This window comes from Pseudarthrobacter adonitolis, assembly GCF_055412845.1.
Window position 1 is genome coordinate 33,284 of the sequence record NZ_JBVAYW010000013.1, and the last position, 24,659, is coordinate 57,942.

Here is a 24,659-nt window from a genome sequence, read left to right on the forward strand (position 1 = left end):
GGGCCGGTCAGGAGCCGGCCGGCAGGATGTTCTGGTTTCCCTGGAAGATGTTCTGGGGATCGAAGTCCCGCTTGACCCTGGCCAGCCGCGCGTAGTTCCCGTTGCCGAACGCGGCACGGATGCGCTCCTGGCCTTCGTTGCCGATGAAATTGAGCCACACCCCGCCCGTGGCATAGGGCGCAATCTTGCCGCGGAAGTCCTTCACCCAGGCTTTGGCCAGCTGGCCTTCCTCGGGTGTTGGCGAGATGCCGTAGGGATGGCTCACCCAGGCCGCGTTCCGGTTGATCAGGGGCGTGGCCGCGCCAGCGTTCCCGCCGACGGCGCCGCCCCACCGGGCGATGAGCTGCATGGACGTGGCATCGGGGAGGTTGCGGGCCGATTCCTCGAACACGTCCAGGGCTCCATCGGGTAGTTCGTTGTGATAGTCCGCGCTCCAGTAGTTGTAGTGGTCCGGCGGATCATCCAGGGAGGACTGGAATTCGGCGTACGGGGTGTCGCCCACAAGATCAACGACCGGCCCGAGCTCGCGGAACGGCCTGGCGTGTTCGGAGCCTTCCTCGGGCTCGCCCGCGTAGAGGTAGGCGATGATGGCCGCCATCTTTCCCACCAGATGCGCCGGCACAAACGGCTCCGGCGGTGCCGTCAGGTACAGCAGCGCCAGGCCAACGCCGTCAGGGGCTGCCAGAGCCAGGTCCCGGAACGCCCGGGAAACGTCCGAGGCTGCCTCCCCGGGCCACAGCCACATCCCGGCGTGGACCACCGGGCCGAGCCGGTGCGCCTGGAACGTGAAGGACGTGGCCACCCCGAAATTGCCGCCGCCGCCGTGGAGCGCCCAGAAGAGTTCGGGGTTTTCCCGGGCGCTCGCGGTGACGCGCTCGCCGTCGGCCGTCACCAGGTCCACCGAGACGAGACTGTCGCACGCGAACCCGAAGGACCGCTCCAGCCAGCCTGACCCGCCGCCCAGGGTGAAGCCGGCGACGCCGGTGGTGGAGGCCCGCCCGCCGGTGACGGCCAGGGCATGCTCCTGGGTGGCGCGGTCGAACTCGCCCCATGTGACGCCTGCCCCAGCGGTGGCGATACCGGATTCGGGGTCCACGTCGATCGACTTCATGGGCCGGACATCGATCACCAGGCCGTCGTTGTTCGTGGACATTCCGGCCACTGAGTGCCCGCCGGCGCGGACCGCAATGGCGAGGGAGTGTTCCCGTCCGTAGCGCAGGGCTTCGGCCACGTCCGCGTCATTTGAACACTGGGCAATCACCGCCGGACGCCTGTCAATCATGGCGTTGAAGACCTTCCGGGCCGGGTCATAGTCGGGGCTGTTAGGCCTGATCCACTTCATCACAAACGCTCCTCAGCGACCGCGCCCCTCCCCTCCACATAGCGTAGGACTTCGGCCCACGACGTTCCATAAGCAGCCAACTGAAGCCTCGAGCGGGCGCGACACCAGCCGCAAAGTCACATTCGGATTCGCGGAGAAAACTTGTGAAAGAACCCGCAAATGAGGACTAGAATTACGAAATGCCCACTATTCGCGTATCCGAAGCCGCAAGGTTCCTCGGCGTCAGTGACGACACCGTCCGGCGCTGGACGGAGAACGGCAGCCTCACCCCGGTAAAGGACGACGCCGGCCGGCTCGCGGTGGACGGCCTGGAACTGGCCCGGCACGCCCAGAAGCTCGCGCAGCTTCCGGAGGACCCGCACCGGACCGGAAGCTCGGCCCGCAACCGGTTCGTCGGCCTGGTCACGGGCATCACGGCGGACAAAGTCATGGCCCAGGTGGAGCTGCAATGCGGCCCGTTCCGCGTGGTGTCGCTCATGAGCAGCGAAGCCGTCCGCGACCTCGGCCTGGAACTCGGCTCCGTGGCCACCGCGGTGGTCAAGGCCACCACCGTCATCATCGAAACCCCGCACGGAAAGAGCATCATTTGAGCACCCGCAAACACGGCACAGCCGCCATCATCACAGCCGCCGTCATGCTGGGCCTCACCGCGTGCGCGCCGGCTTCCACGACGCCCGCGGCCTCGCAGCCCGCCACCTCGCAGTCCCCGGACGCCACCGGTCAGGTCTCCGGGACGATCACAGTATTCGCGGCCGCCTCACTCAAGGCCACGTTCACCCAGCTGGCCACCGACTTCGAGGCGAAGAACCGGGGCGCCAAGGTCATGCTGAGCTTCGCCGGGTCCTCGGACCTCGTAACCCAGATCACGCAAGGCGCACCGGCGGATATCTTTGCCTCCGCAGACACCAAGAACATGACCAAGCTGGCCGACGCCAAACTTCTGGACGGAACCGCGAAGAACTTCGCCACCAACGTCCTGGAGATCGCCGTCCCGCCGTCCAACCCGGCGTCGATCGCGTCCTTCGCGGACCTGGCCAAACCAGGCGTCAAAGTGGTTGTCTGTGCCAGCCAGGTTCCGTGCGGGGCCGCAGCGGACACAGTCGAAAAAGCCGCGGGCGTGACCCTCTCGCCGGCAAGCGAGGAATCATCCGTGACGGACGTCCTGGGCAAGGTCACCTCGGGCGAGGCCGACGCCGGCCTGGTCTACGTCAGCGACGTCAAAGGCGCCGGAGACAAGATCAAGGGAATCCCGTTCGACGAATCCGGCACGGCAGTCAACACCTACCCCATCGCCACAGTAGGCTCGAGCCGGAACAAGGAACTGGCGGCAGCCTTCATCGCCATGGTGACCGGCGCCGACGGGCAGAAAACCCTCGGGGAGGCCGGCTTCGGCGCCCCGTAGCAACCCGCCCCGTAGGCAGCCCCGCACCGTAAGTAAGCCGCCCCCCAAAGGAGACCATGAAACAGGCCAGGAACGGCGGGTACGGCGGGATCCCGCGCTGGATTTACATCCTTGCGGCTGCCGGTGGACTGTTCGTTGTGCTGCCGCTTGCGGCCATGGTGGCCAAGGTCAACTGGGCCCAGTTCATCCCGCTGATCACGTCGGAAGCGTCGCTGCAGGCCCTTGGACTGAGCCTGCGCACGTCCGCGGCCAGCACCGTCCTGTGCATCGTCCTGGGTGTGCCGCTCGCCCTGGTCCTGGCCCGGGGCAGCTTCCCCGGCCAGCGCGTCCTCCGCTCACTGGTCCTGCTCCCGCTGGTCCTTCCGCCGGTGGTGGGCGGCATAGCCCTGCTGTACACCTTCGGGCGGCAGGGGCTCCTGGGCAGGACGCTGGAAGTGGCAGGCCTGCAGATTGCATTTTCGACGACGGCGGTCATCCTGGCCCAGACGTTTGTTGCCCTTCCGTTCCTGGTGGTCAGCCTCGAAGGCGCCTTGCGCACCGCCGGGAACCGGTACGAAGCGGTGGCCGCGACCCTCGGCGCCGGGCCCACCACCGTGCTCCGCAGGGTTACCCTTCCGCTCGTCCTGCCGGGACTCGCCTCCGGCGCGGTGCTGTCCTTCGCCCGCAGCCTGGGCGAATTCGGCGCCACCCTCACCTTCGCCGGCAGCCTGCAGGGGGTGACCCGGACCCTGCCGCTGGAAATCTACCTGCAGCGGGAAACGGACGCCGACGCCGCCGTCGCGCTTTCCCTGGTCCTCGTGGCGGTGGCAGTGGCCGTGGTGGCACTCGCGTACCGCAGCCCCCGCGCCGCCGAACGGGCCCCGGCACGTAGCGGCGAACGTACGACGACGGCGCCCGCCCCGGGAGGTGGAGTCCGGTGACGTTTTCAGTGCAGGCCGCCGTGGCTGACCGCGGGTTCGACGTCTCCCTCGCGGTGGGTCGGGCCGAAACAGTAGCCGTTATGGGAGCCAACGGCGCCGGCAAATCCACCCTGCTGAACGTCATCGCGGGCCTGCTGCACCCCGACTCGGGCACGGCCGAACTGGACGGCAGGACCCTGTTCCACCTCACCGCAGGGCGCGGCCAATGGACCGCTCCGCACCGGCGCGGCACGGCGCTCCTGGCCCAGGAACCGCTGCTCTTCCCGCACCTGAGTGTGCTGGAGAACGTGGCCTTTGGGCCCCGGAGTGCCGGCGCTTCCAAGCCGGCCGCCCGAGAATCCGCCCTGCGGTGGCTCGCAGAGGTGGAGGCGACGGAGCTGCAGTCCCGCCGCCCGGCCGAGCTTTCCGGCGGCCAGGCGCAGCGCGTTGCGGTGGCCCGGGCGCTCGCCGCCGACCCCGGGCTGCTGCTCCTGGATGAACCGATGGCCGCGCTGGATATCCATGCCGCGCCGCTGCTCCGGCGCCTGCTCAAGCGGGTGCTGGCCCGCCGGCGGGCCATCATCATCACGCACGACGTCCTCGATGCCCTGATGCTGGCAGACCGTGTGGTCATCCTCGAAAACGGGCGCATCAGCGAGGAAGGCCCAACCCGCGAAGTCCTCCAGCGCCCGCGCAGCCGGTTCGCGGCCGGGCTCGCCGGGCTCAATTTTGTGGCCGGCGACATCACCGAACACGGTCTGCGGGCCGGCGCCCTCAACCTCTATGGCCACCACGACGTAGCCGGCCCGCTCCCGACCGGACAGCAGGGCGTGGCTGTCTTCCCGCCGTCGGCCGTTTCCGTTTTCCCCAGCGAGGCGCACGGCAGCCCGCGGAACTCCTTCGCCGTGACCATCACCGACCTGGAGCCGCACGGGGACGGGATTCGGGTCCGCGCCGGGGACGGCGGGCAGCTGAGCGCGGACATCACCCCGGCGGCCTCGGCCGATCTTGGGTTGGCGCCGGGCATGCAGGTGTACTTCGTGATCAAGGCCGGCGCCGTCGCCATCTACCCCGCATAAACGCCCCCAAACTGCGTTAAACGGCACCAAACGAGTGATTAGTCTCATAAAACTTGGGGGTGCGGCGGACCGCGTTGATAGCGTCGAAAGCCAAGCCAGACTCAATACGACACCCGGCCCGGTTCGCGCGCCAACGCGCCGCGTAGGTTGAACGGGCGTCTGGACGCAGCTTCAAAAACTGAAATGGGACCGATGAGCCAGAACTCCACAGCGCCCTCCGGCGTGCCGTCAGGGCCGGAAGTGCCCGCAGGGCGGCCGGCCGCAGTACCGCCGGGGCGGGCATCCCCAGTGCCGGGCCGGCCGGCCGTGCCGGACACCGGACCGGAACGCACGACACGGGTCAACAAGACCGTCTTCATCGGCTCGGCGACGGGCGTGGTGGGAATCGCGTTGTGGGCCATCCTCGCCAAGGACAATGCCGAGGCCGTCATTGGCTCCATGGTGGGCTGGGTGTCCACCAACATGGGGTGGTACTACTTCCTGATCGTCACGGCCGTGGTGGCTTTCGTCCTCGTGACCGCGCTGTCCCGGGTGGGCAAGACCAAGCTCGGCCCGGACCATTCCAAACCCCAGTTCGGCATGTTCACCTGGGCAGCCATGCTGTTCGCCGCCGGCATCGGCATCGACCTGATGTTCTTCTCCGTTTCGGAGCCTGTTAGCCAATACCTGGCCCCGCCGCAGGGCGAAGGCGGTACCGCGGAAGCCGCACGACAGGCCCTGGTCTGGACCCTGTTCCACTACGGCATCACCGGCTGGGCGCTCTACGCGCTGATGGGGCTGGCCCTAGGCTACTTTGCCTACCGGCACAACCTTCCGCTGAGCATCCGCTCCGCGCTTTACCCGATCCTTGGCAAGAGGATCGAAGGCCCGGTGGGGCATGCCGTGGACATCGCCGCCCTGCTCGGCACGATCTTCGGGATCGCCACCTCGCTGGGCATCGGCGTGGTGCAGCTCAACTACGGGTTGAACTTCATGTTCGGCATCCCCGAGAACCTCACGGTGCAGATCGGCCTGATCGCGCTGTCAGTGGTGATGGCCACAGTCTCCGTGGTCTCCGGCGTGGAGAAGGGCATCCGGCGGCTGTCCGAACTCAACGTGATCCTGGCTCTGGCCCTGATGCTGTTCGTTCTGGTGACCGGCAAGACCAGTTTCCTGCTGGACGGCATCGTACAGAACATCGGCGACGTCATGAGCCGCTTCCCGTCCATGACCCTTGATACGTTCGCCTACGACCGGCCCACCGACTGGATGAATGCCTGGACCCTGTTCTTCTGGGCGTGGTGGATTGCCTGGGCGCCATTCGTGGGCCTTTTCCTGGCCCGCATCTCCCGCGGCCGGACCATCCGCCAGTTCGTGCTAGGCACCATGACCGTGCCCTTCATTTTCATCCTGCTGTGGATCTCGGTCTTCGGAAACTCCAGCATCGAGCTGATCATGAACGGCAACGCGGCCTTCGGGGAGGCCGCCATGAGCCACCCGGAGCGCGGCTTCTACAGCCTGCTGTCCCAGTACCCCGGCGTTCCGGTGACGGCTGCCGTCGCCACCTTTACGGGACTGCTGTTCTACGTCACCTCAGCGGACTCCGGGGCGCTGGTGATGGCGAACTTCACCTCGCACCTCAAGGACGCCGACGCCGACGGTCCGGAATGGATGCGTGTGTTCTGGGCGGTGGCCACCGGCCTTCTGACCCTGGCCATGCTGATGGCGGGCGGGGTGTCCACGCTGCATAATGCCACGATTGTGATGGGGCTGCCGCTGTCCCTCCTGCTGGTGTTCATCATGCTGGGGCTGTACAAAGCGCTGAGGGTGGAGAACTCCCTCAATGACAGCTACCGCGCCAGCCTGCCGGGTATCATCACCGGCCGTTCCGGTGAACAGCGAGGCGGCCGCAGCTGGCGCCAGCGGCTCACCCGGGCCATGAGCTACCCCGGGCGCCGGCAGACCACGCGCTTCGTGGAGTCCGTGGTTGTCCCGGCGCTTCGCGAGGTCAGCGAGGAACTGAAGTCCCAGGGCGCCGAGACGGTCCTTTCGGTGTCCACGGTGGATTCCTGCGGGATCGACAGCATCGACCTGCAGCTTGCCATGGGGGAGGAGCGGCCCTTCAAATACCAGATCTACCCGGTGCAGTACGAGACGCCGTCCTACGCGACCAGGCGGGCGGACCCGGATGACCGCTACTACCGGATGGAAGTGTTCTCCCTCGAGGGCAGCCACGGCTACGACCTCATGGGCTACACCAAGGAACAGGTCATCACCGATGTCCTGGACCATTACGAACAACACCTGGAATTCCTGCACCTGAACCGTGCAGCGCCGGGGAACACCGTCCTCGTCGAGGACCAGATGGCAAAAGACAATTGGGAATCAGACTTCGAAACGCAGGAGGCAGCGAAATGACCACCGCAACGCTATTCATCGGCGGCACCTGGAGTGCGGCGTCCGCCGGCGGCACCCGGGAGATCTGCTGCCCGGCCGACGGCGAGCCGGCTGGCGTCGTCTCCGAAGCCAACGCCTACGACGCGGTCCGTGCGGTCGCCGCCGCTAGGGCGGCGTTCGACGGCGGCGAGTGGGCCGGCGTCCCGGCCCTGGAACGCGGTTCGTTCCTGCTGCGCGTGGCCGCGAGGCTGCGGGAGCGGAAGGACGAATTCGCCCGCGCCGAAACGCTGGACACCGGCAAGCGCCTGGTGGAAAGCGAAATCGATATGGACGACATCGCCAACTGCTTCGAGTATTTCGGCAAGATCGCGGGCCAGGACTCCGGCCGGCTCGTGGACGCCGGCAGCGGCACCGTGGTCAGCCGGATCGAATACGAACCCGTGGGCGTTTGCGCATTGATCGCCCCCTGGAACTACCCGCTGCTCCAGGCCGCATGGAAGATCGCCCCGGCGCTCGCGGCCGGCTGCAGCTTTGTGCTCAAGCCCAGCGAGCTCACGCCCCACACCGCGATCCTGATGATGGAGGTTCTGGAAGAACTGGGCCTGCCCGCGGGCGTCGCCAACCTGGTACTGGGCGACGGCAAGACTGTCGGATCCGTGCTTTCCGGCAACCCGGACGTGGACCTGGTGTCTTTCACTGGCGGACTCGAAACCGGCAAGACCATCGCCGCCTCGGCGGCCGCCACGGTCAAGAAGGTGGCCCTGGAACTGGGCGGGAAGAACCCCAACATCATCTTCGCTGACGCCGACTTCGACGCTGCCCTGGACAACGCGCTCAATGCCGCCTTCGTGCACTCCGGCCAGGTGTGCTCCGCCGGCTCGCGCCTCATTGTCGAGGAATCCATCGCCGAACGGTTCGTGGACGAGCTGGTGCGCCGGGCGGAGCGGATCCGCCTGGGCGGTCCCTTCGACCCCGACGCCGAGACCGGGCCGCTGATCTCCGCCGCCCACCGCGACAAGGTGACCGCCTACGTCGACAAGGGCATCGCCGAGGGTGCACGCCTGCGCTGTGGCGGAAAGTGGGGCGACGGCGAGCTTAAGAAGGGCTACTACTACCTGCCCACCGTCCTGGACCAGGTCACTGGCGGAATGTCCGTCCTCAGGGACGAGGCCTTCGGCCCGGTGGTCACCGTGGAAACCTTCACCACCGAAGCGGAAGCCGTCCGGCTGGGCAATGACACCCACTACGGCCTGGCCGGTGCCGTCTGGTCCCAGGACGCCGGCAAGAGCCAGCGGGTGGCCCGCAAACTGCGCCACGGCACGATCTGGATCAACGACTTCCACCCATACCTGCCGCAGGCCGAGTGGGGCGGCTTCGGCCAGTCCGGCGTCGGGCGCGAGCTGGGACCCACGGGCCTGGCCGAATACCAGGAAGCCAAGCACATTTATCACAACATCGATCCGCAGGTGACGGGCTGGTTCGCGGACACCGCCGCAGGCGGGAACGCAGGCGCCGGCACCGCCACAGGCAACACCGCCGGCACCGCCACAGGCAACACCGCCGGCACCGCAGAGGGGAAGTAAGCGCACATGAAAGTCTTGGACAAGTCTGACTTCGACTACATCGTCATCGGCGGCGGCTCAGCCGGCGCGGCAGTGGCCTCACGGCTGAGCGAGGACCCTTCGGTGGAAGTGGCGCTGGTGGAAGCCGGGCCGGACGACCGCGGCGTAGAGGCCATCCTTCAGCTGGACCGCTGGATGGAGCTGCTGGAATCCGGTTATGACTGGGACTACCCCATCGAGGAGCAGGAAAACGGCAATTCCTTCATGCGCCATGCCCGCGCCAAAGTGATGGGCGGCTGCTCCAGCCACAACTCGTGCATCGCCTTCTGGGCTCCCCGCGAGGACATCGATGAGTGGGAACAGAAGTTCGGCGCAACGGGCTGGAACTCCGAGATGGCCTACCGGCTCTACAAGCACCTGGAAACGAACGAGGACGCCGGTCCGGACGCGCCGCACCACGGCGACAGCGGCCCGGTGCACCTGATGAATGTGCCCGCGGCGGACCCCTGCGGCCGCGCCCTGCTGGATGCCTGCGAGGAATCCGGCATCCCGCGCGTGCGCTTCAACTCGGGCGAAACCGTGGTCAACGGCGCCAATTTCTTCCAGATAAACCGGCGCGCCGACGGTACCCGATCGTCGTCGTCCGTTTCCTACATCCACCCGGTTATGGACCGGCCCAACTTCACCCTGCTGACCGGGTTGCGCGCCCGCGAACTGAAGTTCACCGCGGACAACCGCTGTGTCGGCGTCGACGTCGTGGACAATTCCTTCGGAAAGACCCATGCCTTGACCGCACGCGCCGAGGTGATCCTGTCCGCCGGCGCCATCGATTCTCCCAAGCTGCTGATGCTTTCCGGTATCGGCCCTGCCGCGCAGCTGGCAGACTTCGGCATCCCCGTCCGCTCCGATTCGCCTGGCGTTGGCGAGCACCTGCAGGACCACCCCGAGGGCGTCATCCAGTGGGAAGCCAGGAAGCCCATGCCAGAGTCGTCCACCCAGTGGTGGGAAATCGGGATCTTCACCACCACCGAAGCGGGCCTGGACCGGCCGGACCTGATGTTCCACTACGGGTCCGTGCCGTTCGACATGCACACCCTGCGTCAGGGCTACCCGACGACGGACAACGGCTTTTGCCTCACGCCGAACGTCACGCACGCAAGGTCGCGCGGAACGGTCCGGCTCCGCAGCCGCGACTACCGGGACAAGCCCAAGGTGGATCCGCGGTACTTCACCGACCCGCACGACATGCGCGTGATGGTGGCGGGCATCCGCAAGGCCCGGGAGATCGTGGCGCAGCCGGCAATGGCCGAGTGGGCGGGCAAGGAACTCTACCCCGGCGAGGCCGTCCAGAGCGATGCGGAAATCACGGACTACATCCGCAAGACACACAACACGGTCTACCACCCGGCGGGAACAGTACGGGTGGGCGCTGCGGACGACGCGATGTCCCCGCTGGATCCGGAGCTGCGGGTGAAGGGTGTTACCGGGCTGCGTGTAGCGGATGCCTCGGTCATGCCCGAGCTGACCACAGTGAACCCGAACATCACCACCATGATGATCGGGGAGCGCTGCGCGGAACTTGTCAGGGCCGCGCGGCAGGCTTCCTAACGCGCCTCGACTTCATCTTTGGCTTCGCGCCGCACGGGGGTCTGGCTGGTGATGGACTCTGCCAGCGCCTGGGCCTCACGTTCCGGGCATGTCCAGCGCCTCGTACGCCCGAATGCTGGCGCCGGGCATCATGAGGTGGGGATGGCCCTCCAGCAGCGCCTGGGCGCCCTCGAGATCATCGGCCTGGATGATGCCGTATCCGCCGATGTGGCTGGTGCGGTCGACTTCAGAGGCCCCCGTAGCCGTGATTTCCAAGGGTTCGCTGTTGGCAAAATTGCGCCAAAGAAACCGCATGTCAAAGTTGAGCGTAGTAGACTCAACTTAGCGACAACGCGCATCCCCGGAAGGAGCTCTCTTTGGACGTCAAATTCACCACCAAGAGCCAGGAGGCTCTTTCGGCAGCAGCCATGAACGCCTCCACGGCAGGGAATCCCCAGGTGGAACCCGCCCACTTGCTCAAGGCGCTGATGGATCAGCGGGAGGGCGTCGCCGTCGCGCTTCTCCGCGCCACGGGCGTAGACCCGGATACCGTAAGCGTGCAGGCGAGCGGCGCCATCAAGGCGCTGCCGGCAACGTCGGGCGGCTCCACCCAGCAGGCCCAGCTGTCCCGGCCCGCGCTGCAGGCCATCCAGAACGCCAAGAATGAGGCGGACAGGCTGGGCGACACCTATGTCTCCACAGAAGTGCTGCTGTTGGGGCTCTCTGCCGGGAGCGACGCCGTCGGGCGGTTAATGCGCGACGCCGGTTCCTCCCATGAGGCGCTGCTCGCCGCCCTGCCGGGTGTCCGCGGCGACCGTAAGGTGACCACACAGGATCCCGAAAACACGTTCCAGTCGCTGGAAAAGTTCGGCACCGACCTCACCGCGATGGCGCGCGCCGGCAAGCTGGACCCGGTGATCGGGCGCGACACCGAGATCCGGCGCATCATCCAGGTGCTGAGCCGCCGCACCAAAAACAACCCCGTCATCATCGGTGAGCCCGGCGTGGGCAAGACCGCCGTCGTCGAAGGACTCGCCCAGCGGATCGTGGCGGGCGATGTTCCGGAAAGCCTCCGGGGCAAGACCCTGATCGCCCTGGACCTCGCGTCCATGGTGGCCGGTGCCAAGTACCGTGGCGAGTTCGAAGAGCGCCTTAAGGCGGTCCTGGAGGAGATCAAGAATTCGGACGGGCAGATCGTCACCTTCATCGACGAGATCCACACGGTGGTGGGCGCCGGCGCCACGGGGGAGTCCTCGATGGATGCCGGCAACATGCTTAAGCCCATGCTGGCCCGCGGGGAGCTGCGGCTGATCGGTGCCACCACGCTGGATGAGTACCGCGAGAACATCGAGAAGGACCCGGCCCTGGAGCGCAGGTTCCAGCAGGTGTACGTGGGTGAGCCCAGCGTGGAGGACACCATCGGGATCCTCCGCGGCCTCAAGGAACGCTACGAGGCGCACCACAAAGTCACCATCGCCGACTCCGCGCTGGTGGCCGCCGCAACCCTGTCCAACCGCTACATCTCGGGGCGCCAGTTGCCGGACAAGGCCATCGACCTGGTGGATGAGGCCGCCTCGCGGCTGCGGATGGAGATCGACTCCGCGCCGGAGGAGATCGACCAGCTGCGCCGTGCCGTGGACCGGCTCACCATGGAGGAACTCGCCCTCGCGAATGAGAAGGATGCGGCGTCCGTGGAGCGCCTGGCGGCCCTCCGCGCGGACAAGGCGGACAAGAGTGAAGAGCTGGACGCGCTGAATGCCCGCTGGGCAGCCGAGAGGGCCGGTCTCAACCGGGTGGGCGATCTGAAAGCCAAGCTCGATGAGCTCCGTTCCACGGCGGACAAGGCTCAGCGCGAAGGCGATCTGGAGACTGCGTCGCGGATCCTGTACGGCGAGATTCCGGCAGTGGAGCGCGAGCTGAACGCGGCCGCTGCAGCCGAAGAGGCGGTGACGGAAAAGCCTGCCCAGATGGTGGCTGACGAGGTCACGGCGGACGACATTGCCGAGGTCATTTCCGCGTGGACCGGCATTCCCGCCGGGCGCATGCTGCAGGGCGAAAGCCAGAAACTGCTCCATATGGAGCAGGAGCTCGGCAAGCGCCTGATCGGCCAGGCCAAAGCGGTGGCCGCGGTGTCCGACGCGGTCCGCCGTGCGCGGGCCGGCATCAGCGACCCCGACCGGCCCACGGGTTCGTTCCTGTTCCTCGGGCCCACGGGCGTGGGCAAAACGGAGCTCGCCAAGGCGCTCGCGGATTTCCTGTTCGACGACGAACGCGCCATGGTGCGGCTGGACATGTCCGAGTACGGCGAGAAGCACTCGGTGGCTCGGCTGGTGGGCGCCCCTCCGGGATACGTCGGCTATGAGGAGGGCGGCCAGCTGACTGAGGCCGTCCGGCGTAGGCCGTACTCCGTGATCCTGCTGGACGAGGTGGAGAAGGCCCACCCGGAGGTTTTCGACATCCTCCTGCAGGTGCTCGACGACGGCCGCCTCACCGATGGCCAGGGCCGCACCGTGGACTTCCGCAACTCGATCCTGGTCCTCACGTCCAACCTGGGCAGCCAGTTCCTGGTGGACCAGTCGCTGGACGCGCAGGCCAAGCGCACCGCGGTGATGACCACCGTCAACGCCTCCTTCAAGCCGGAGTTCCTGAACCGGCTGGACGAGATTGTGCTGTTTGAAGCCCTGACCGTTGACGAGCTGGCGCAGATCGTGGAACTGCAAGTGGCCGAGCTCGGCAGAAGGCTGCACGAGCGCCGGCTCTCCCTGGACGTGTCTGACGGCGCACGCGCCTGGCTGGCCATGTCCGGTTTTGATTCCTCGTACGGTGCCCGGCCGCTGCGCCGGCTGGTGCAGCGCGAGATCGGTGACCGCCTGGCCAGGGCCATCCTGTCCGGCGATATCGCGGACGGCGACACGGTGCTCGTGGACACGGCGGCCGACGTCGACGAACTCACCATCGAAGGGCTGGAGGCACTCGCAGGGCCCGACGGCGGTGCTCCCGCCGGCATCGGCCTAGTGGTGCGGCGGAAGGAGTAGGCGGGTCCTGCGAGGCTCGGGCGGCACATATAGGGGGCGGTGCGGCTTGGACCGCCCCTATTTCAGGGCTGCAGATTCCCGTATTTCATAGCTGAGGTTTTGAAGGTCCGCGTCGATTTCGTTGACTTGGATGAGGTATCCGTCGGGGTCGTTGACGGTGATGAAACGGCCGAACGTTTCGTCCATGATGTCTGAGGGGGCATATCCGGCAGCCCTGAGTCGCTCGGCGGTGAGTTCCAGCTTTTCGTCAGTGGAGAAGTGCAGCGCTACCGCTCCGGCATCCGAGTGTGTAGTTCCCGTTTGGGCAATGTGGAGCCCAAGTTGACCGGCGTTTCCGCGCAGGTCCGCCCAGGTTCCGCTCGTTGCTGCAGCGTTCTCGTTCAGCCCAAGGGTGGCATAGAACTTGTTGGCGAGTTCGATGTTCCGCACGAAGCGGATTGGAGTGACTCTCATTTGGTTGAACCTTCCTTGTTGAGGGCCTGGGTAAGCGTTTCTTCGACGAACGACGACAGTGATAGTCCGCGTTCGATTGCCGCGTGTTTGACCTGTTTGACCAGATCAGTCGGCAGGTAGACGTTGAACTGTGTTTTTTCGGCCATGGCTAGAATGCTAGCAACCTAGCCACTGGTGCGCAAGAGTACATACTGGGGCGCCTGCAGGCTTCGTAAGTGATTCCTGGAAAGACGTCCCGGCTTCGATTCCGTCAGATGGCTTCAGCGGACCTGGATAACATGGCTGCGCTTCTGAGTGATCCTGCTGTCATGACCTATTACCCTGCGCCCAAGACGCGGGATGAGGCTGCTCGATGGATCGCTTGGAATGAAGCGAACTAAGCCACGCACGGTTACGGCCTTTGGATCGTGGAAACCCTCGATGGCGAGTTTCTGGGCGACTGCGGACTTACCTGGCATGGTTGATGGTCGCACCGAGTTGGAGGTCGGATTTCACATCCGAGCGGACTTGCGGGGCCGGGGGGTACGCGACCGAAGCGGCGGCGGCGTGCAAGGAATTCGCACGCGACGAACTCGATGTCGTGCAGCTCGTCGCCATTATCCATCCAGAAAACATGGCTTCTCGTCGGGTGGCGGAGAAAATTGGCATGAGTTACGTCGAGAACGATCATGGCGGCACCATCGCGACTCGGATGGTTCTCGGAGTTCAACTGGCGGCCGGTAGGGGTTCCACGTGAACGGTGCGGTGCCCGGGGGTGGTCGACAGCCAGGCCGCGGGTTTGTCCGAGGACTTTGCCGGTTCATCCAGTTCCCAAGCGAGTATGCGAACAATTTCGCGCCTCTTTGGTCTGCAATCATCCACAGTCACATTGTGGGGTCTGCCTCCTTGGGCTCGGATCGCGCTTGGAGCTAGGCTGCTGGGAAGTACCATCGTGCTTACACAAGAGCCTGGGGCAGCGCCATCAACAGCGGTAAATTCTTACTCTTAATCGCCATCCTCACATCGGGATTGCTCCTCAGCGGCTGCTCAGATGCCTCTGGCTTCCAAGCATTGGAACGCCCAGCCACGCCCAATGATGCGCTTCCTGAAGGTGTTAACTTCGGCCCGGAAACAAACCCCGACAAGGTACTCCTCGTCGCCGAAGCAAACGGCAAAAATACTTCCTTGGACAGGACGCCCAGGAGCTAACTGCATGCCTCGCCACCTTTCCCGTTGATAACCCAACAGGCTGGCACGCCGGATGCACAACCGGTGGAACACGTGAGGGAGAGCTCGTGAAGCCGGTGGACCAGACCAAGAATCGTCCATTCTTGTTTCCGACGGTTAGTGCCGCTCAACCATCTTCGCGGGCACCAGGCTGCTATTCGCGACTTTCCTCCCTTAGCGGCTTGAGGTGCGCCGGGATCGCTGTGCCGGAAAGGGGCGGATACGTGCAGGTGAACTCGCCCCGGTATCCGAAGAGAAACCCAACGACGGGGTTCCGCACCTGCATCTGAATCGTGAACACCCCACGGATGTCATCGAAGCTCTCGTACAGGTCTGCAGTACCTGTGCAGACGGCGGGAAACGTGAATCCTGCGAAGCCTTCGTAGAACCGCTGAGCCCCTGACTGCAGGTGCAGCGATCCATCGGCCAAGACGTCCAGCTCGAGGTCTGTGGCCAGGTGCTGGTGGGTGCCGAGGTAGTCGACAATCCCACCAGTTCGTTTGCTGTGCACCATGGTGGCGTCGAAGCGGCGTCTCCTGGACCGGGGTAGTTCCAATGTCCTTACGAACGTGACGGTAGGGCGGCCAAACCCGTCAATGTAGGGATAGTTCTCGATCGTGAACGGTATGTCATCGCCCTGGTCCGGGAAGAGAATATTGCGGTAGGCACCAAGTCGCAAAAACGGGACCGTCCACCACGCACCCCGGCGGACTTCTGAGAAGACCCCCTGTCCGACGCATCCGTAGCCTGCCTCGGTGTCAACGCCGAAGCGTTTCTGCAGCATGGGGTGAAGCCTTTGGAAGTCTGGCCCCAACGCCACCTCAAAGATCGAAGCCACGGCTACTCGCCTCCCTCAGTCTGACGGCCGAAACCGTCCGTGGCGGGTGCTGCCAAACCGGCCAAGGCAGATGGGGAACGGCCCGAGCGTGCATCCGGAGCCTGCCGCAGGCACCGCCCGGCCCTCGGCACAGTCCAATGGGACGGGAACATCCAGGTCGCCAGAGCTACCGTCGCCCCCAAGGCCGCCGGGCCAGCGGTTCGACTTGTGAAGGCTCTGCGGAGCAGGACGCCGGCTGCCAGAATGCCACTGGCTCTCGCTCCGGCGTCGACAAACCACCGGTTGCGGGAGTCTCTTGGATCCAGATCTGACTCCGCCCACATTCTCAGGCGGTCGAAGCTTATTGCTGTTGCCCAACCCAGAGCGGGCCGGAACACCTGCGAGTCCAGGACTCTTCCGACAGCCCCCATTCCCGGCTGATAGTTGTACCCCGTGATGAATCGAAGACCATCCGCTGTCGGCACATACCGCCAATACCCCGAACCGGATCCAATGGGAGACAACGGGTCGGCAGTGTCGAACTTCAGCACCGATGTGGCGCGCCCATCGGATCGATGCCTGTGCCCCAGCGATGTTCCTTTCCCCCGGATGATATGTACTGGAAGGCGGAACTCGTAACGAAAATGGAGAAGTCCCTGATCATCTCCCCCGGTGGGGATTATTCGGGAGAACCTCAGATCCCACCGGGCGTGCAGAGCCGGGTCCTGGCTAAGAGTCCATACGCGCTCTATGGGGGCACGAATGCTGGTCTCAACGTAGATCGGTTTGTGTTTCCCAGGCTCATTCCCGCTAAAGTTTTCCCCCATTCCAGCATCATAAAGTGCATCTTGAGATCATTCCCCCTCATGGGGCGCGACAATTATCTGGACGTCGTCTTCGTACAACAGCTTTCCCGGATCGTCTGAATGGTGCGCCTGCCACTCAACGTCATACCGGCTTAGAAGATCCGTATAGAACTCAACGCCCACGAGCAAATGCCCGGCTGTGCACTTGAACCAAGCCTCCGCTGTCGGGTTGATTGCATGGTCGTAAATCGATTTGTCCACCATCGACGGGTTCAAATATGCGGAGTCGTAATGGTCATTCGAGCGCCGCCAGGAAGCCCAGTCCTGGCTGCTGAGTCTGCCGTCGTTTGCTAAACCGTTGGCGAGAGCAAAGATGCCTGGGTGGCGTCCACGGCCATTGGGGATGCCTGCTTGGTAGCGCACATATTTTGATTCCATGGTTCCCAGCTAATCACCTGTCCGATATTTCGTAGGCGCTGGTCTATCTTCCGAAGGCGGTTCCGGGACCGGAAGGGTTTGCCGGTAGCCAGCAGCATCAGTGTGACGGCCGCACCGATCAGCAGCCCGCCCATCTGGAAAGGCAGGTAGCCCACAGCGTCAGGGACCGCTGCCCGGACAGCGAGGAAATAGACCTCGGCCATAGGAGGGTAAATCGTGGGAACATGCGGCCGGTTAATGGCCGTGCAGAGGGGGTTCCTGGACGGGAAACCCGTGGCGGCCACGGACTCCGTCGCAAACAGATCCACCTGACAGACAGTTTTCCCGTCAGGACCTGACGTGCCCGGGGCAAACAGCCAGGCCGGCCGGTGGTCGGCGAGGGTCTCATCGATGGGCACGATGGCATACGGGGAAACCCCGGCTTTCTGCACGATGCCGTCCCACGCATACCGGGCGGAGTCGTTGCTGGTCCGGGGCGCGGCAGTCATGGCAGCCAGCCCCAGCAGCACCATTCCTGCGATGACGATGACGATGACGATGACGATGACGATGACGATGACGATGACGATGACGATGGCGCCGACGATGGCGCCGACGCTCCGACGCTCCGACGCTCCGACGCGCCGCTGCGGCACGTGCCGCAGCGTACGCACAGCCGCGAGGAGAACCATCCAGGACAGGCAGGATCCGACGATGGGTGCCGAAGCAAACCGGTTGCCGGGCAGCACCATTCACCTCAGCAAGCACGCACCTGCCGCCAGCAGCGCGAGCAACTGCGCAAACGGCAGCGCCTGCAGCCTGAAGCGGGTGTCCGCCGCCGCTGCCGGCTCCGCCGTATCGGGTTCTACCCTTGATCCCGCACTAGGCCGTCCCGGAGACCGCAACCCGGTTTTCAGGCTTTGTCACCGCGGCCTCTAGTCTGCATTTGTTCGATGGCGGCCGCCACCGCGGCTGCGAATTCGGTGCCCGAGATTTCCGCGGCGATCTCCCGTGCATCGTCCATGTGTTCCATGTCCCTCAGAACCGGCAACAGCCCCACTGAGCGTCCGCCCGCCGCCAGCCGGGAGAGCTGGTCGGCCCCGGTCGTGTCCGTGGACATCGGCACGCCGAGGACCAGCGCGCCGTCGGGCCGGCGGAGGGCTAGCGCCCAGAAGCCGCCGTCGGCAGCCGGTCCCATCCAGGCATCGTGCTGGGGCGTGGCCGCGGACCAGTCCATGAGAAGCGGGGCAAGATGCGCCGCTGAAATCTGGGGTGTGTCCATGCCGACGATCAGCAAGGGGCCGGTGGCGTCGTCGCAGAATGCGGCGAGCCGTTCATCCAGCAGGCCGCCGGTTTGGGCCACAACGGCGAATCCTGCGGCATCCCGGGCGCGCGGTGTCCCGTCCATCACCAACAGCCGTTCGCGTACCTGCAGGAGCCTGATTGTATCGAGGGTCCTGCTGAGGCTGAGTTGTGCCAGTTCAGCGGCCTGATCGGGCGTCAACGGCGGAGTCAGCCTGGTCTTCACCCGACCCGGCAGGCACTCCTTGGCGAAGACCGCCACCTGCAGATCCAGCGTTGGCCTCATGGCTGTTCCTCGCTGCCGGGAAGGCCGCGGACCGGCCCGGCAGCAGCTGCGGCCGCTGCCGCCCGGGGCTGTGCCGACATATCGCGCACAGCCCTCACTGTGCCCAGGACTGTTCCGGTTACCTTGGACTTGCCCGTGCGTGGGGCATAAACCACCGGAAGTTCGGTGATTCGCCAGCCCCGCAGGCTGGCTTTGAGAAACATCTCGAGAGGATATCCGCTCCTGCGGTCCTCAAGCTGGAGGGACAGAAGTCCGCCGTAGCGGCGAGAAGGGCGGCATGGGCTGCCGCCCCGAATCCTCGCCGGTTTTTCCGGATCACCGTCGCGCCAAGCTCCGCCGCAAGTTCCGCCGAACCGTCGGTGGAGCCATGTCCACCACGATGGCCCGGTACCCATGAGGCATCCTGGCCAGGACCCATTGGAACGCCCCGAATTCATTCAGACACGGCAGAACAACATCCACAGTGGGCCCGGTCATGTTGCTCACCCCGCCACGCCATGGGTCCAGGCACGCGGATGCGGCCTTGTCTCTGGCCGCTTCACCGCATCGTGGGACTCGCATCGGGGCAGGATAGGCTCGCCGGCCACAGACACAGCCACAGTCATTAGTCCGGTCCGATGGGCGTGGATCGCCGTTCAGGTGTTGGTTGCTCACCTACGAGCATGATTCCGATGAAGGCCATGCCGAGTCCGGTCAGCAGCGCTGCCGTTCCGACGTCGCCGGCGATCAGCCCGAACCCCTGTCCGTAGGTGGCAAGGCGGAGGAGGCCCAGGACGATCATCCCTGCCCCGACAGCGAACAGTATCGGGCGCGATCCGAGCATGGTCCCGGCGAAGCCGATCAGGGCAAGAACGAGAAGAGTCACGGCCTGTGCCGGATTGACCGGCACCAGCTTGAGCGGATTGTAGTCGATGAGTCCGAAGAGGGCGGTTGCCCCTGTGGCGGCACTGAGCGTGAGCGCCCGGCGCCGGGTGCCCCGATCCAGCCTGCTACGAAAGGCGCCACGGGGACCGGTCATGATGCCCTCAGCGCCAACCAGGCCAGGCGGTTCGAGGAGGTCCGCCAGCGGGGACGGAGCAGTCCGTCGAGCCCCGCGGATCTGCCGGCGGCCGTCGCGATCAGCACCGCGTGCACGGCGAGCATGAGGTAGTAGGACCAGTGCCACTCGTTGGGTGCGTTCAGGACCGACATGGTGATCGCCAGGGTTTGGATGATGCCGATCGCGGCCCAGAACCGGGTGAGCAGGCCGGCGAGCAGGAACGCGCCGAGGCTGAATTCGACCAGCAGTGTGGCGTAGCCGAACAGTGTGAAGTTCGGTAATACGAGGTTCTGGACCAGCCAGGAGAACGGCGGGACGACCGGATGTTCAACAGCGTAACTGGTGAACTGGAAGAGTCCTGTGCCCTGTTCGCGTCCGAAGTCGGGGGGGCTCTTCCAGCCGACGTTCTGGATCCACATCAAGGCCACGGTAATTCGCAGGCCGGCGATGACGGCTCGGGCGGTCCGCCCGGAGTCGAGTTCTTCGGCGGCGGTCCTGCCGCCCGGCGTCGTGGTCGCGGCCAGATCAGACATGGTCGGAGACCTTGCTGGTTTCCTTCATGAGGGTGTCGTTGAAGGGAACAGCGCCGGCCGGCAATTCCACACGCCCGCCGTATGTTTGTACGACAAGCACCTCGTCGTTGGGGGTCATGGCTTCATGCTAGCCCCAAGGCGTGTCCTGGGCGACCGGCAAAGCCTTTCGGTTGGCTTACATCGGGTGCGTTCTGAAATGCACGCACGCACCGCGGATTTCGGTTGGTCAGCTGAGCCGGTCCGGACACTGTTGGCCTGTCCTACGCGCAGGGGAAAAGTTTGGCGGCGGCGCCGGCTGCAGCCCATTGTTCGGCGAAGAGCCGGTAGACCATGCTGAGCGCCGGTCCTAGGGGTTCGATCTGCGTGCTGACGAGGGCCTGGTCATCTGTCGCGGCTACGGGGTGCCAGTACACCCCGTCGGCGGTGACGGTGACTTCGGGGACCAGTGTTTCGCGGGTGAACTGGACTCCGGTGCTGGCGGCTCCCTGCTGCGCGACCGGGCGGATGACCTGATCGGTCCGCGGGATGCCCAGCCCGTCGAGAAATTCGTGCAGTGCGGCCAGATCGGTCGCGTGGGGCGATGCGATCGTGGCAGCCACCCGGACCCGGAAACCCTCGCCCAGTGCAACCTGGATGCCGGCCACCGCCCGGGCCCAGCTTCCGGCACCGCGGTGCCCGTCGTGGATCTCGGGGGTCGGGGAGTCCAGGCTGATCTGCAGGGCGAAGCCCTCGCGCGGCATCGCCTGCAAGGAACGAAGCCCGGGCCCCCGGAACAGCATGCCGTTGGTCAGCAGGGTGGTTGGCAGCAGCCGGACACAGTCTGTGGCAATCCGGGCAATGTCCGGCAGCAGAAACGGTTCGCCGCCGGTGAGATAAACCTCCTGGACGCCCCAGTCGGCGCCCGCCCGCACCAGGCGGGCGATCCGTTCGACGCCGAGCTCCCGGCGCTCGGCCCTGGGTGAGGAGGCGACACAGCAGTAGTCACAGGCCAGGTTGCAGTGGAAGTTCGTGTATAGCCAGAGCCGGGCCCCGGGCAGGCGGTCCGGTCCCAGCGTCACTGCCGGGTCCGGCAGTCGGCCGCGACGTACGACGACGGCGCCGGCGCCGGGACCGACGTCGGTCCACGACTTGGTGATGAGGGTGTTGCCCGTTCGTTCACACCAGCGTTGGACCAGGTCAAACTCGGTCGCGGAGCCAATAGTCACCGCACCGGTGGTGCCCTCGGCCAGGGTCCCCACCATGCGTACCAGGTCCAGGATCACCACCACTTGGTCACCCCCTGTTCCTCGACGGCGGCGAACAGCCCGGCGTAGCCGTCCAGTTCGGGCCGGACCCAGCGCCGCAGTCCCTCGAGCTCCAGGATCCGGCGGTGCTCGGGCCGTTCCCAGTCCATGGCCAGGAGCGTGCTGACCCACGGCTCGTAGCGTTCGGCGGGCAGGGTGTCCAGGGCGGTGAACATGCAATGGCAGTACGGTTCGGTCTGCCACACTGCCTCCAGTGCCTCCGGCATCAGCTCCCCGCCGCCGATGCCTTCCCAAGTGGTGATTCCGATGGCCGCGACGTCGGCCTCGCCGGCGAGTACCGCGTCGATGGCGTCCAGCTCGCTGCGCCCGGTGTCACCGTGCTTGCCGATGTCACTATCGAACCGCGTCACCTCCAGCAAGGTGAGGTCCAGGCCGGCCCGGGCCAGGTAGTACAGCGGTAGGATGGCGGCCTGGGCTGAGTCTGCGGACCCCAGGGCCAGCCGCTGTCCGGCGAGGGCGCCCGGGCCGGAGAGCCCGCTACCGGTGCGGGCGACGAACACGGTCGCGAACCTGGTGTCGGTGTCGCGCATCGCCAGTGCCCGGGCCCGGCCCCCGGTCTGCATGACCGTGCGCACGTAGGCCAGGTTGGTGTTCCAGATGATGTCGACCTGTCCGGTCCGAAGCGCCTCGACCTGGCGTCCATAGTTGGAGAACAGGACAAAGTCCATCGGCGCCGGCGACTGCGCGAAGTACTCGCGGATGCCTTCCCAGATGGGCACCACATTTGGGGTGTAGGCCACGGCCCCGACCAGCAGCTGCTCGGACATGATCCGGCCTCCTCAGAAAAGCGGCAGGCCGGTGACTGCCCGGCCGTAGAAGTCGTACAGCGCATCCGCCGTCGGCGCCATTACCGAGCCCGCCCGCGCATCACGGAAGGCCCGCTCGATGGGCAGGTGCTTGGAGAACGCCGCGCCACCGCAGACCCGCATGGCCGCATCGGTGATCTCAAGTGCCGCGTCATTGGCCGAGGCCTTAACCCCGAGCACATGCAGCATCGTGTCTTCCCCGGGAGCCGCGACGCTGCCCGCGGCATGCGCCAGGTAAGCACGCTGCGCCGCCAGGCTGATGCCCATCCGGGCGATCTGGGCCCGGATCGTAGGCAACCCAGCCAGTGACTGGCCCAGGTGTTCGAGCCGGGCAGCTCCAACGTGTTCGACAGCTGCCCGGGTAGCGGCAGATGCCAGACCCAGCGAGACCGCCGCATTGCCGAGATTAAACCACGGCAGCACCGTCTCCATCATCAGCGCGAAGCCCGCAGCCGGCCCACCCAGCCGGTAACCGACCGCTATTTCAGCGTCGACAGTCATCGGTGCGGAGTCGTTGCCGCGCAGCCCGAGCCCCCGCCAGGGACCGGCCACGTTCAAACCCGGCGTGCCGGCGGGAACGGCATACAGGTCCACTTCACCGGGCACCCCCGAGGGCGCACCGGTCGAGACCACATAGACATCGGCGTGAGCGGCCGACGTCACCCAACTCTTATCCGCGCGCAACCGGACAGAAGTCCCGCTGGCGGTCGCGATCGAGACGGGCGCCCAGAAATGCGACCGGGATCCCCGCTCACTGAAGGCCAGCGTGCCCAGCGTTGTCCCGCGCGCCATCCCTGCAAGCAGGTTCGGCAGATCCGGGGGCGGCGCGGCAGCAATCGTGACTGCGGCGGCGGCATGCATCAGATAGATCATCGCCGTTGAACCGCACGCCTCCGCCAGCGCACTGACCGTCTCGGTGAATACCTCCGGCCCGGCACCGGCACCGCCGGCCTCGACGGGAAGCACCAGCCCCAGCAGCCCGCCGGCCCGCAACTCCGCGACCGCCTCAAGAGGGTATACCCCGTCGGTGTCCACCCTCTCGGCGTGCTCCCGCGCGACCTTGACCACATCGTCTAGTGCCTGGCTCGTTGACAATCCACTCATCCGTCCGCCCAAATCGCCCTCGCGTGCCTGCATCGCATGCTGACGAGGGTCACGGCCAGCACGTGACGATTATGCGCTCCGTCCGGCCTCCACGCCAGAGACCAGACCTTACGGTCCCGTAACCTTCGGGCAGGCAACACCTTTTCCTCGAGGGAAGTGGAGCGCCAGATTAGGTACCCAGTCAAAACGGGACGACCAATCCGCCATTTGAAGCTGCAATTTGGAAGCCGAACGAAGTTGACAGTCACACAGGATGGGGGCGGGGTTTGGACGTTTGTGGGAATGCGACGACGTCAAATCCGGCGTGTCCGGCGTCCCAACGCCGGACCTCAACAGGGCACCCCCGGGCGGGAGTTTCTGGACGGCTCGATGACGGGCGAACGAGGGATCTCAAATCCAAGGGGTATTCCCTGCGGCGCCTCTGTAGTCTGTGGAAATCTCGACTGAACTTGTGGTGATTCTGCCCGCCAGTGTCGACAAGGACCGCCAATCCCGTACGGCAGTGGTCCCCGACAAGACTGACATCCCACGGTCAAGTGGGCTCAAATCAGGGTGACCAGACATTGGATCAGCGGCTGCTATGTCAGATGCCGGACTTAGTCATCTAACATAGGCTTTCAACGTCCGAACGGGACGGCAAACTTCTTGGGGAAGAACAACACATGGATATTCTCCTGTCTGCCGTGTTGGCGGCCATTTTCTTCTACATCCTTTATGGGGTTATTCGGGCGGCGACGCGGGATGGCATCATTGCGGCCCGCCGGCAATCCGAAAAGGCTGACGCCACTCAAACTGACGACTCGGCGTGACCAGCCCGGACCTACGGCGGTGGCCTCCCACTGACCGCAATTACCGTCGATCAGAAGTCACGGCGATCCTCGGAAGTGGCGACGTTGTTTGGCAGCGCGCCGCATCAGACGTGCTCCGTTGGAAGGTAAAAACCGCGAGTGGGTTTGACGTGGACACCACGGGTCCGGTGTCGCCAGGCGCCCGTGTGGTCGTTACGGCACGCACGTTCGGCTTCACCGTTGTAGAACCGGTCGAAGTGGTAGCTGTTGTGCAGGAGCCCGGCCGAAGCGGGTTCTCTTACCGGACCATGCCAGGGCACCCCGTCGACGGCGAAGAAGCTTTTATCATCCATCGTCGTGGCGACGAAGTGCACCTCACTATCCGCTCACTAACTCGAGCGGGCGTACGGCAACCGTGGCGAGTGCTCTACCCATTCCTACTGGTGGCACAGCGAATCGTGCGGAGGCGATACTTGCGGGCTCTCCGATGACTTGGGCGAACTAATCGCCCGTGAG

27 protein-coding genes are annotated in these 24,659 nt (G+C 65.5%); 12 read left to right on the forward strand and 15 right to left on the reverse strand.

The annotated features are described in order from the left end of the window. Positions 1–7 precede the first annotated feature (7 nt). Positions 8–1,342, reverse strand: coding sequence for an FAD-binding oxidoreductase (locus ACZYZ4_RS13405; protein WP_463861608.1), 1,335 nt, complete (start codon positions 1,340–1,342; stop codon positions 8–10). 179 nt (positions 1,343–1,521) lie between these two features. On the opposite strand from ACZYZ4_RS13405, the gene ACZYZ4_RS13410 reads away from it, so the two are divergent. From ACZYZ4_RS13410 to ACZYZ4_RS13440, 7 genes are all read left to right on the forward strand, one after another. Continuing rightward, positions 1,522–1,932 carry a TOBE domain-containing protein gene (locus ACZYZ4_RS13410; protein ID WP_463861609.1) on the forward strand — a complete coding sequence of 137 codons (411 nt, stop codon included), beginning with the start codon at positions 1,522–1,524 and terminating at the stop codon, positions 1,930–1,932. A 44-nt stretch (positions 1,933–1,976) separates the two neighbouring features. After that, positions 1,977–2,744: a molybdate ABC transporter substrate-binding protein gene (gene modA / locus ACZYZ4_RS13415; protein WP_463861727.1), complete on the forward strand. Its 768-nt coding sequence runs from the start codon at positions 1,977–1,979 to the stop codon at positions 2,742–2,744. A gap of 56 nt (positions 2,745–2,800) precedes the next feature. Then, the gene (locus tag ACZYZ4_RS13420; protein WP_463861611.1) at positions 2,801–3,664 is read left to right on the forward strand and encodes an ABC transporter permease; all 864 of its coding nucleotides are present in this window, start codon (positions 2,801–2,803) and stop codon (positions 3,662–3,664) included. Then, entirely contained in the window at positions 3,661–4,722 is a 1,062-nt protein-coding gene (locus tag ACZYZ4_RS13425; RefSeq protein ID WP_463861613.1) for a sulfate/molybdate ABC transporter ATP-binding protein, read from the forward strand. The genes ACZYZ4_RS13420 and ACZYZ4_RS13425 overlap by 4 nt, the downstream gene beginning before the upstream one ends. 192 nt (positions 4,723–4,914) lie before the next feature. Beyond that, positions 4,915–7,119, forward strand: coding sequence for a choline BCCT transporter BetT (gene betT, locus ACZYZ4_RS13430; protein WP_463861614.1), 2,205 nt, complete (start codon positions 4,915–4,917; stop codon positions 7,117–7,119). Continuing rightward, entirely contained in the window at positions 7,116–8,681 is a 1,566-nt protein-coding gene (locus ACZYZ4_RS13435) for an aldehyde dehydrogenase family protein (protein ID WP_463861615.1), read from the forward strand. The genes betT and ACZYZ4_RS13435 overlap by 4 nt, the downstream gene beginning before the upstream one ends. Before the next feature lie 6 nt (positions 8,682–8,687). Next, the gene (locus ACZYZ4_RS13440; protein ID WP_463861616.1) at positions 8,688–10,268 is read left to right on the forward strand and encodes a GMC family oxidoreductase; all 1,581 of its coding nucleotides are present in this window, start codon (positions 8,688–8,690) and stop codon (positions 10,266–10,268) included. A gap of 75 nt (positions 10,269–10,343) precedes the next feature. Here the strand turns inward: ACZYZ4_RS13440 and ACZYZ4_RS13445 are convergent, their stop codons facing one another. After that, complete coding sequence (locus ACZYZ4_RS13445; protein WP_463861617.1) at positions 10,344–10,562, reverse strand: YciI family protein; 219 nt, start codon at positions 10,560–10,562, stop codon at positions 10,344–10,346. Between the two features lie 62 nt (positions 10,563–10,624). Here ACZYZ4_RS13445 and clpB point away from each other — a divergent pair, with 62 nt between their 5' ends. Next, positions 10,625–13,282 (forward strand): ATP-dependent chaperone ClpB, encoded by a 2,658-nt coding sequence (gene clpB, locus ACZYZ4_RS13450; RefSeq protein ID WP_463861618.1) that lies wholly within the window; start codon positions 10,625–10,627, stop codon positions 13,280–13,282. 57 nt (positions 13,283–13,339) lie between these two features. On the opposite strand, the gene ACZYZ4_RS13455 is transcribed toward clpB, so the two are convergent. Both ACZYZ4_RS13455 and ACZYZ4_RS13460 read right to left on the reverse strand, forming a co-directional pair. Continuing rightward, entirely contained in the window at positions 13,340–13,735 is a 396-nt protein-coding gene (locus tag ACZYZ4_RS13455; protein WP_463861619.1) for a VOC family protein, read from the reverse strand. Then, positions 13,732–13,881, reverse strand: coding sequence for a ribbon-helix-helix domain-containing protein (locus ACZYZ4_RS13460; RefSeq protein ID WP_463861620.1), 150 nt, complete (start codon positions 13,879–13,881; stop codon positions 13,732–13,734). Before ACZYZ4_RS13460 ends, ACZYZ4_RS13455 begins: the two co-directional genes overlap by 4 nt. Positions 13,882–14,013: 132 nt before the next feature. On the opposite strand from ACZYZ4_RS13460, the gene ACZYZ4_RS13465 reads away from it, so the two are divergent. Beyond that, entirely contained in the window at positions 14,014–14,115 is a 102-nt protein-coding gene (locus ACZYZ4_RS13465) for a GNAT family protein (RefSeq protein WP_463861729.1), read from the forward strand. Between the two features lie 83 nt (positions 14,116–14,198). After that, positions 14,199–14,471, forward strand: coding sequence for a GNAT family N-acetyltransferase (locus ACZYZ4_RS13470; protein WP_463861622.1), 273 nt, complete (start codon positions 14,199–14,201; stop codon positions 14,469–14,471). 624 nt (positions 14,472–15,095) lie between these two features. Here the strand turns inward: ACZYZ4_RS13470 and ACZYZ4_RS13475 are convergent. From ACZYZ4_RS13475 to fadE16, 11 genes are all read right to left on the reverse strand, one after another. After that, complete coding sequence (locus ACZYZ4_RS13475; protein WP_463861624.1) at positions 15,096–15,725, reverse strand: DUF4166 domain-containing protein; 630 nt, start codon at positions 15,723–15,725, stop codon at positions 15,096–15,098. Positions 15,726–16,612: 887 nt separating this feature from the next. Then, positions 16,613–16,828 (reverse strand): hypothetical protein, encoded by a 216-nt coding sequence (locus ACZYZ4_RS13480; RefSeq protein ID WP_463861625.1) that lies wholly within the window; start codon positions 16,826–16,828, stop codon positions 16,613–16,615. 86 nt (positions 16,829–16,914) lie between these two features. Then, positions 16,915–17,733 carry a hypothetical protein gene (locus tag ACZYZ4_RS13485; protein ID WP_463861627.1) on the reverse strand — a complete coding sequence of 273 codons (819 nt, stop codon included), beginning with the start codon at positions 17,731–17,733 and terminating at the stop codon, positions 16,915–16,917. A gap of 161 nt (positions 17,734–17,894) precedes the next feature. Further along, positions 17,895–18,569 carry a TIGR04282 family arsenosugar biosynthesis glycosyltransferase gene (locus ACZYZ4_RS13490; protein WP_463861629.1) on the reverse strand — a complete coding sequence of 225 codons (675 nt, stop codon included), beginning with the start codon at positions 18,567–18,569 and terminating at the stop codon, positions 17,895–17,897. Next, positions 18,566–18,772, reverse strand: a complete 207-nt coding sequence (locus ACZYZ4_RS13495; RefSeq protein WP_463861631.1) for a hypothetical protein — start codon at positions 18,770–18,772, stop codon at positions 18,566–18,568. Before ACZYZ4_RS13495 ends, ACZYZ4_RS13490 begins: the two co-directional genes overlap by 4 nt. Before the next feature lie 401 nt (positions 18,773–19,173). Continuing rightward, complete coding sequence (locus ACZYZ4_RS13500) at positions 19,174–19,587, reverse strand: Rv1678 family membrane protein (RefSeq protein WP_463861633.1); 414 nt, start codon at positions 19,585–19,587, stop codon at positions 19,174–19,176. After that, positions 19,584–20,141, reverse strand: a complete 558-nt coding sequence (locus ACZYZ4_RS13505; protein WP_463861635.1) for a TQO small subunit DoxD — start codon at positions 20,139–20,141, stop codon at positions 19,584–19,586. The genes ACZYZ4_RS13500 and ACZYZ4_RS13505 overlap by 4 nt, the downstream gene beginning before the upstream one ends. Continuing rightward, positions 20,134–20,259: a hypothetical protein gene (locus ACZYZ4_RS13510; RefSeq protein ID WP_463861637.1), complete on the reverse strand. Its 126-nt coding sequence runs from the start codon at positions 20,257–20,259 to the stop codon at positions 20,134–20,136. Before ACZYZ4_RS13510 ends, ACZYZ4_RS13505 begins: the two co-directional genes overlap by 8 nt. 142 nt (positions 20,260–20,401) lie before the next feature. Continuing rightward, positions 20,402–21,409, reverse strand: coding sequence for an Rv1681 family radical SAM protein (locus ACZYZ4_RS13515; protein WP_463861638.1), 1,008 nt, complete (start codon positions 21,407–21,409; stop codon positions 20,402–20,404). After that, complete coding sequence (locus ACZYZ4_RS13520) at positions 21,400–22,212, reverse strand: Rv1680 family SBP-like protein (protein ID WP_463861640.1); 813 nt, start codon at positions 22,210–22,212, stop codon at positions 21,400–21,402. The genes ACZYZ4_RS13515 and ACZYZ4_RS13520 overlap by 10 nt, the downstream gene beginning before the upstream one ends. Positions 22,213–22,224: 12 nt before the next feature. Next, positions 22,225–23,388 (reverse strand): Rv1679 family acyl-CoA dehydrogenase, encoded by a 1,164-nt coding sequence (fadE16, locus tag ACZYZ4_RS13525; protein ID WP_463861642.1) that lies wholly within the window; start codon positions 23,386–23,388, stop codon positions 22,225–22,227. Between the two features lie 629 nt (positions 23,389–24,017). On the opposite strand from fadE16, the gene ACZYZ4_RS13530 reads away from it, so the two are divergent. Both ACZYZ4_RS13530 and ACZYZ4_RS13535 read left to right on the forward strand, forming a co-directional pair. Further along, on the forward strand, positions 24,018–24,164 hold the full coding sequence (locus tag ACZYZ4_RS13530) for a hypothetical protein (RefSeq protein WP_463861644.1): 147 nt from the start codon (positions 24,018–24,020) through the stop codon (positions 24,162–24,164). Beyond that, complete coding sequence (locus ACZYZ4_RS13535; protein ID WP_463861645.1) at positions 24,161–24,634, forward strand: DUF1990 family protein; 474 nt, start codon at positions 24,161–24,163, stop codon at positions 24,632–24,634. The genes ACZYZ4_RS13530 and ACZYZ4_RS13535 overlap by 4 nt, the downstream gene beginning before the upstream one ends. Positions 24,635–24,659 lie beyond the last annotated feature (25 nt).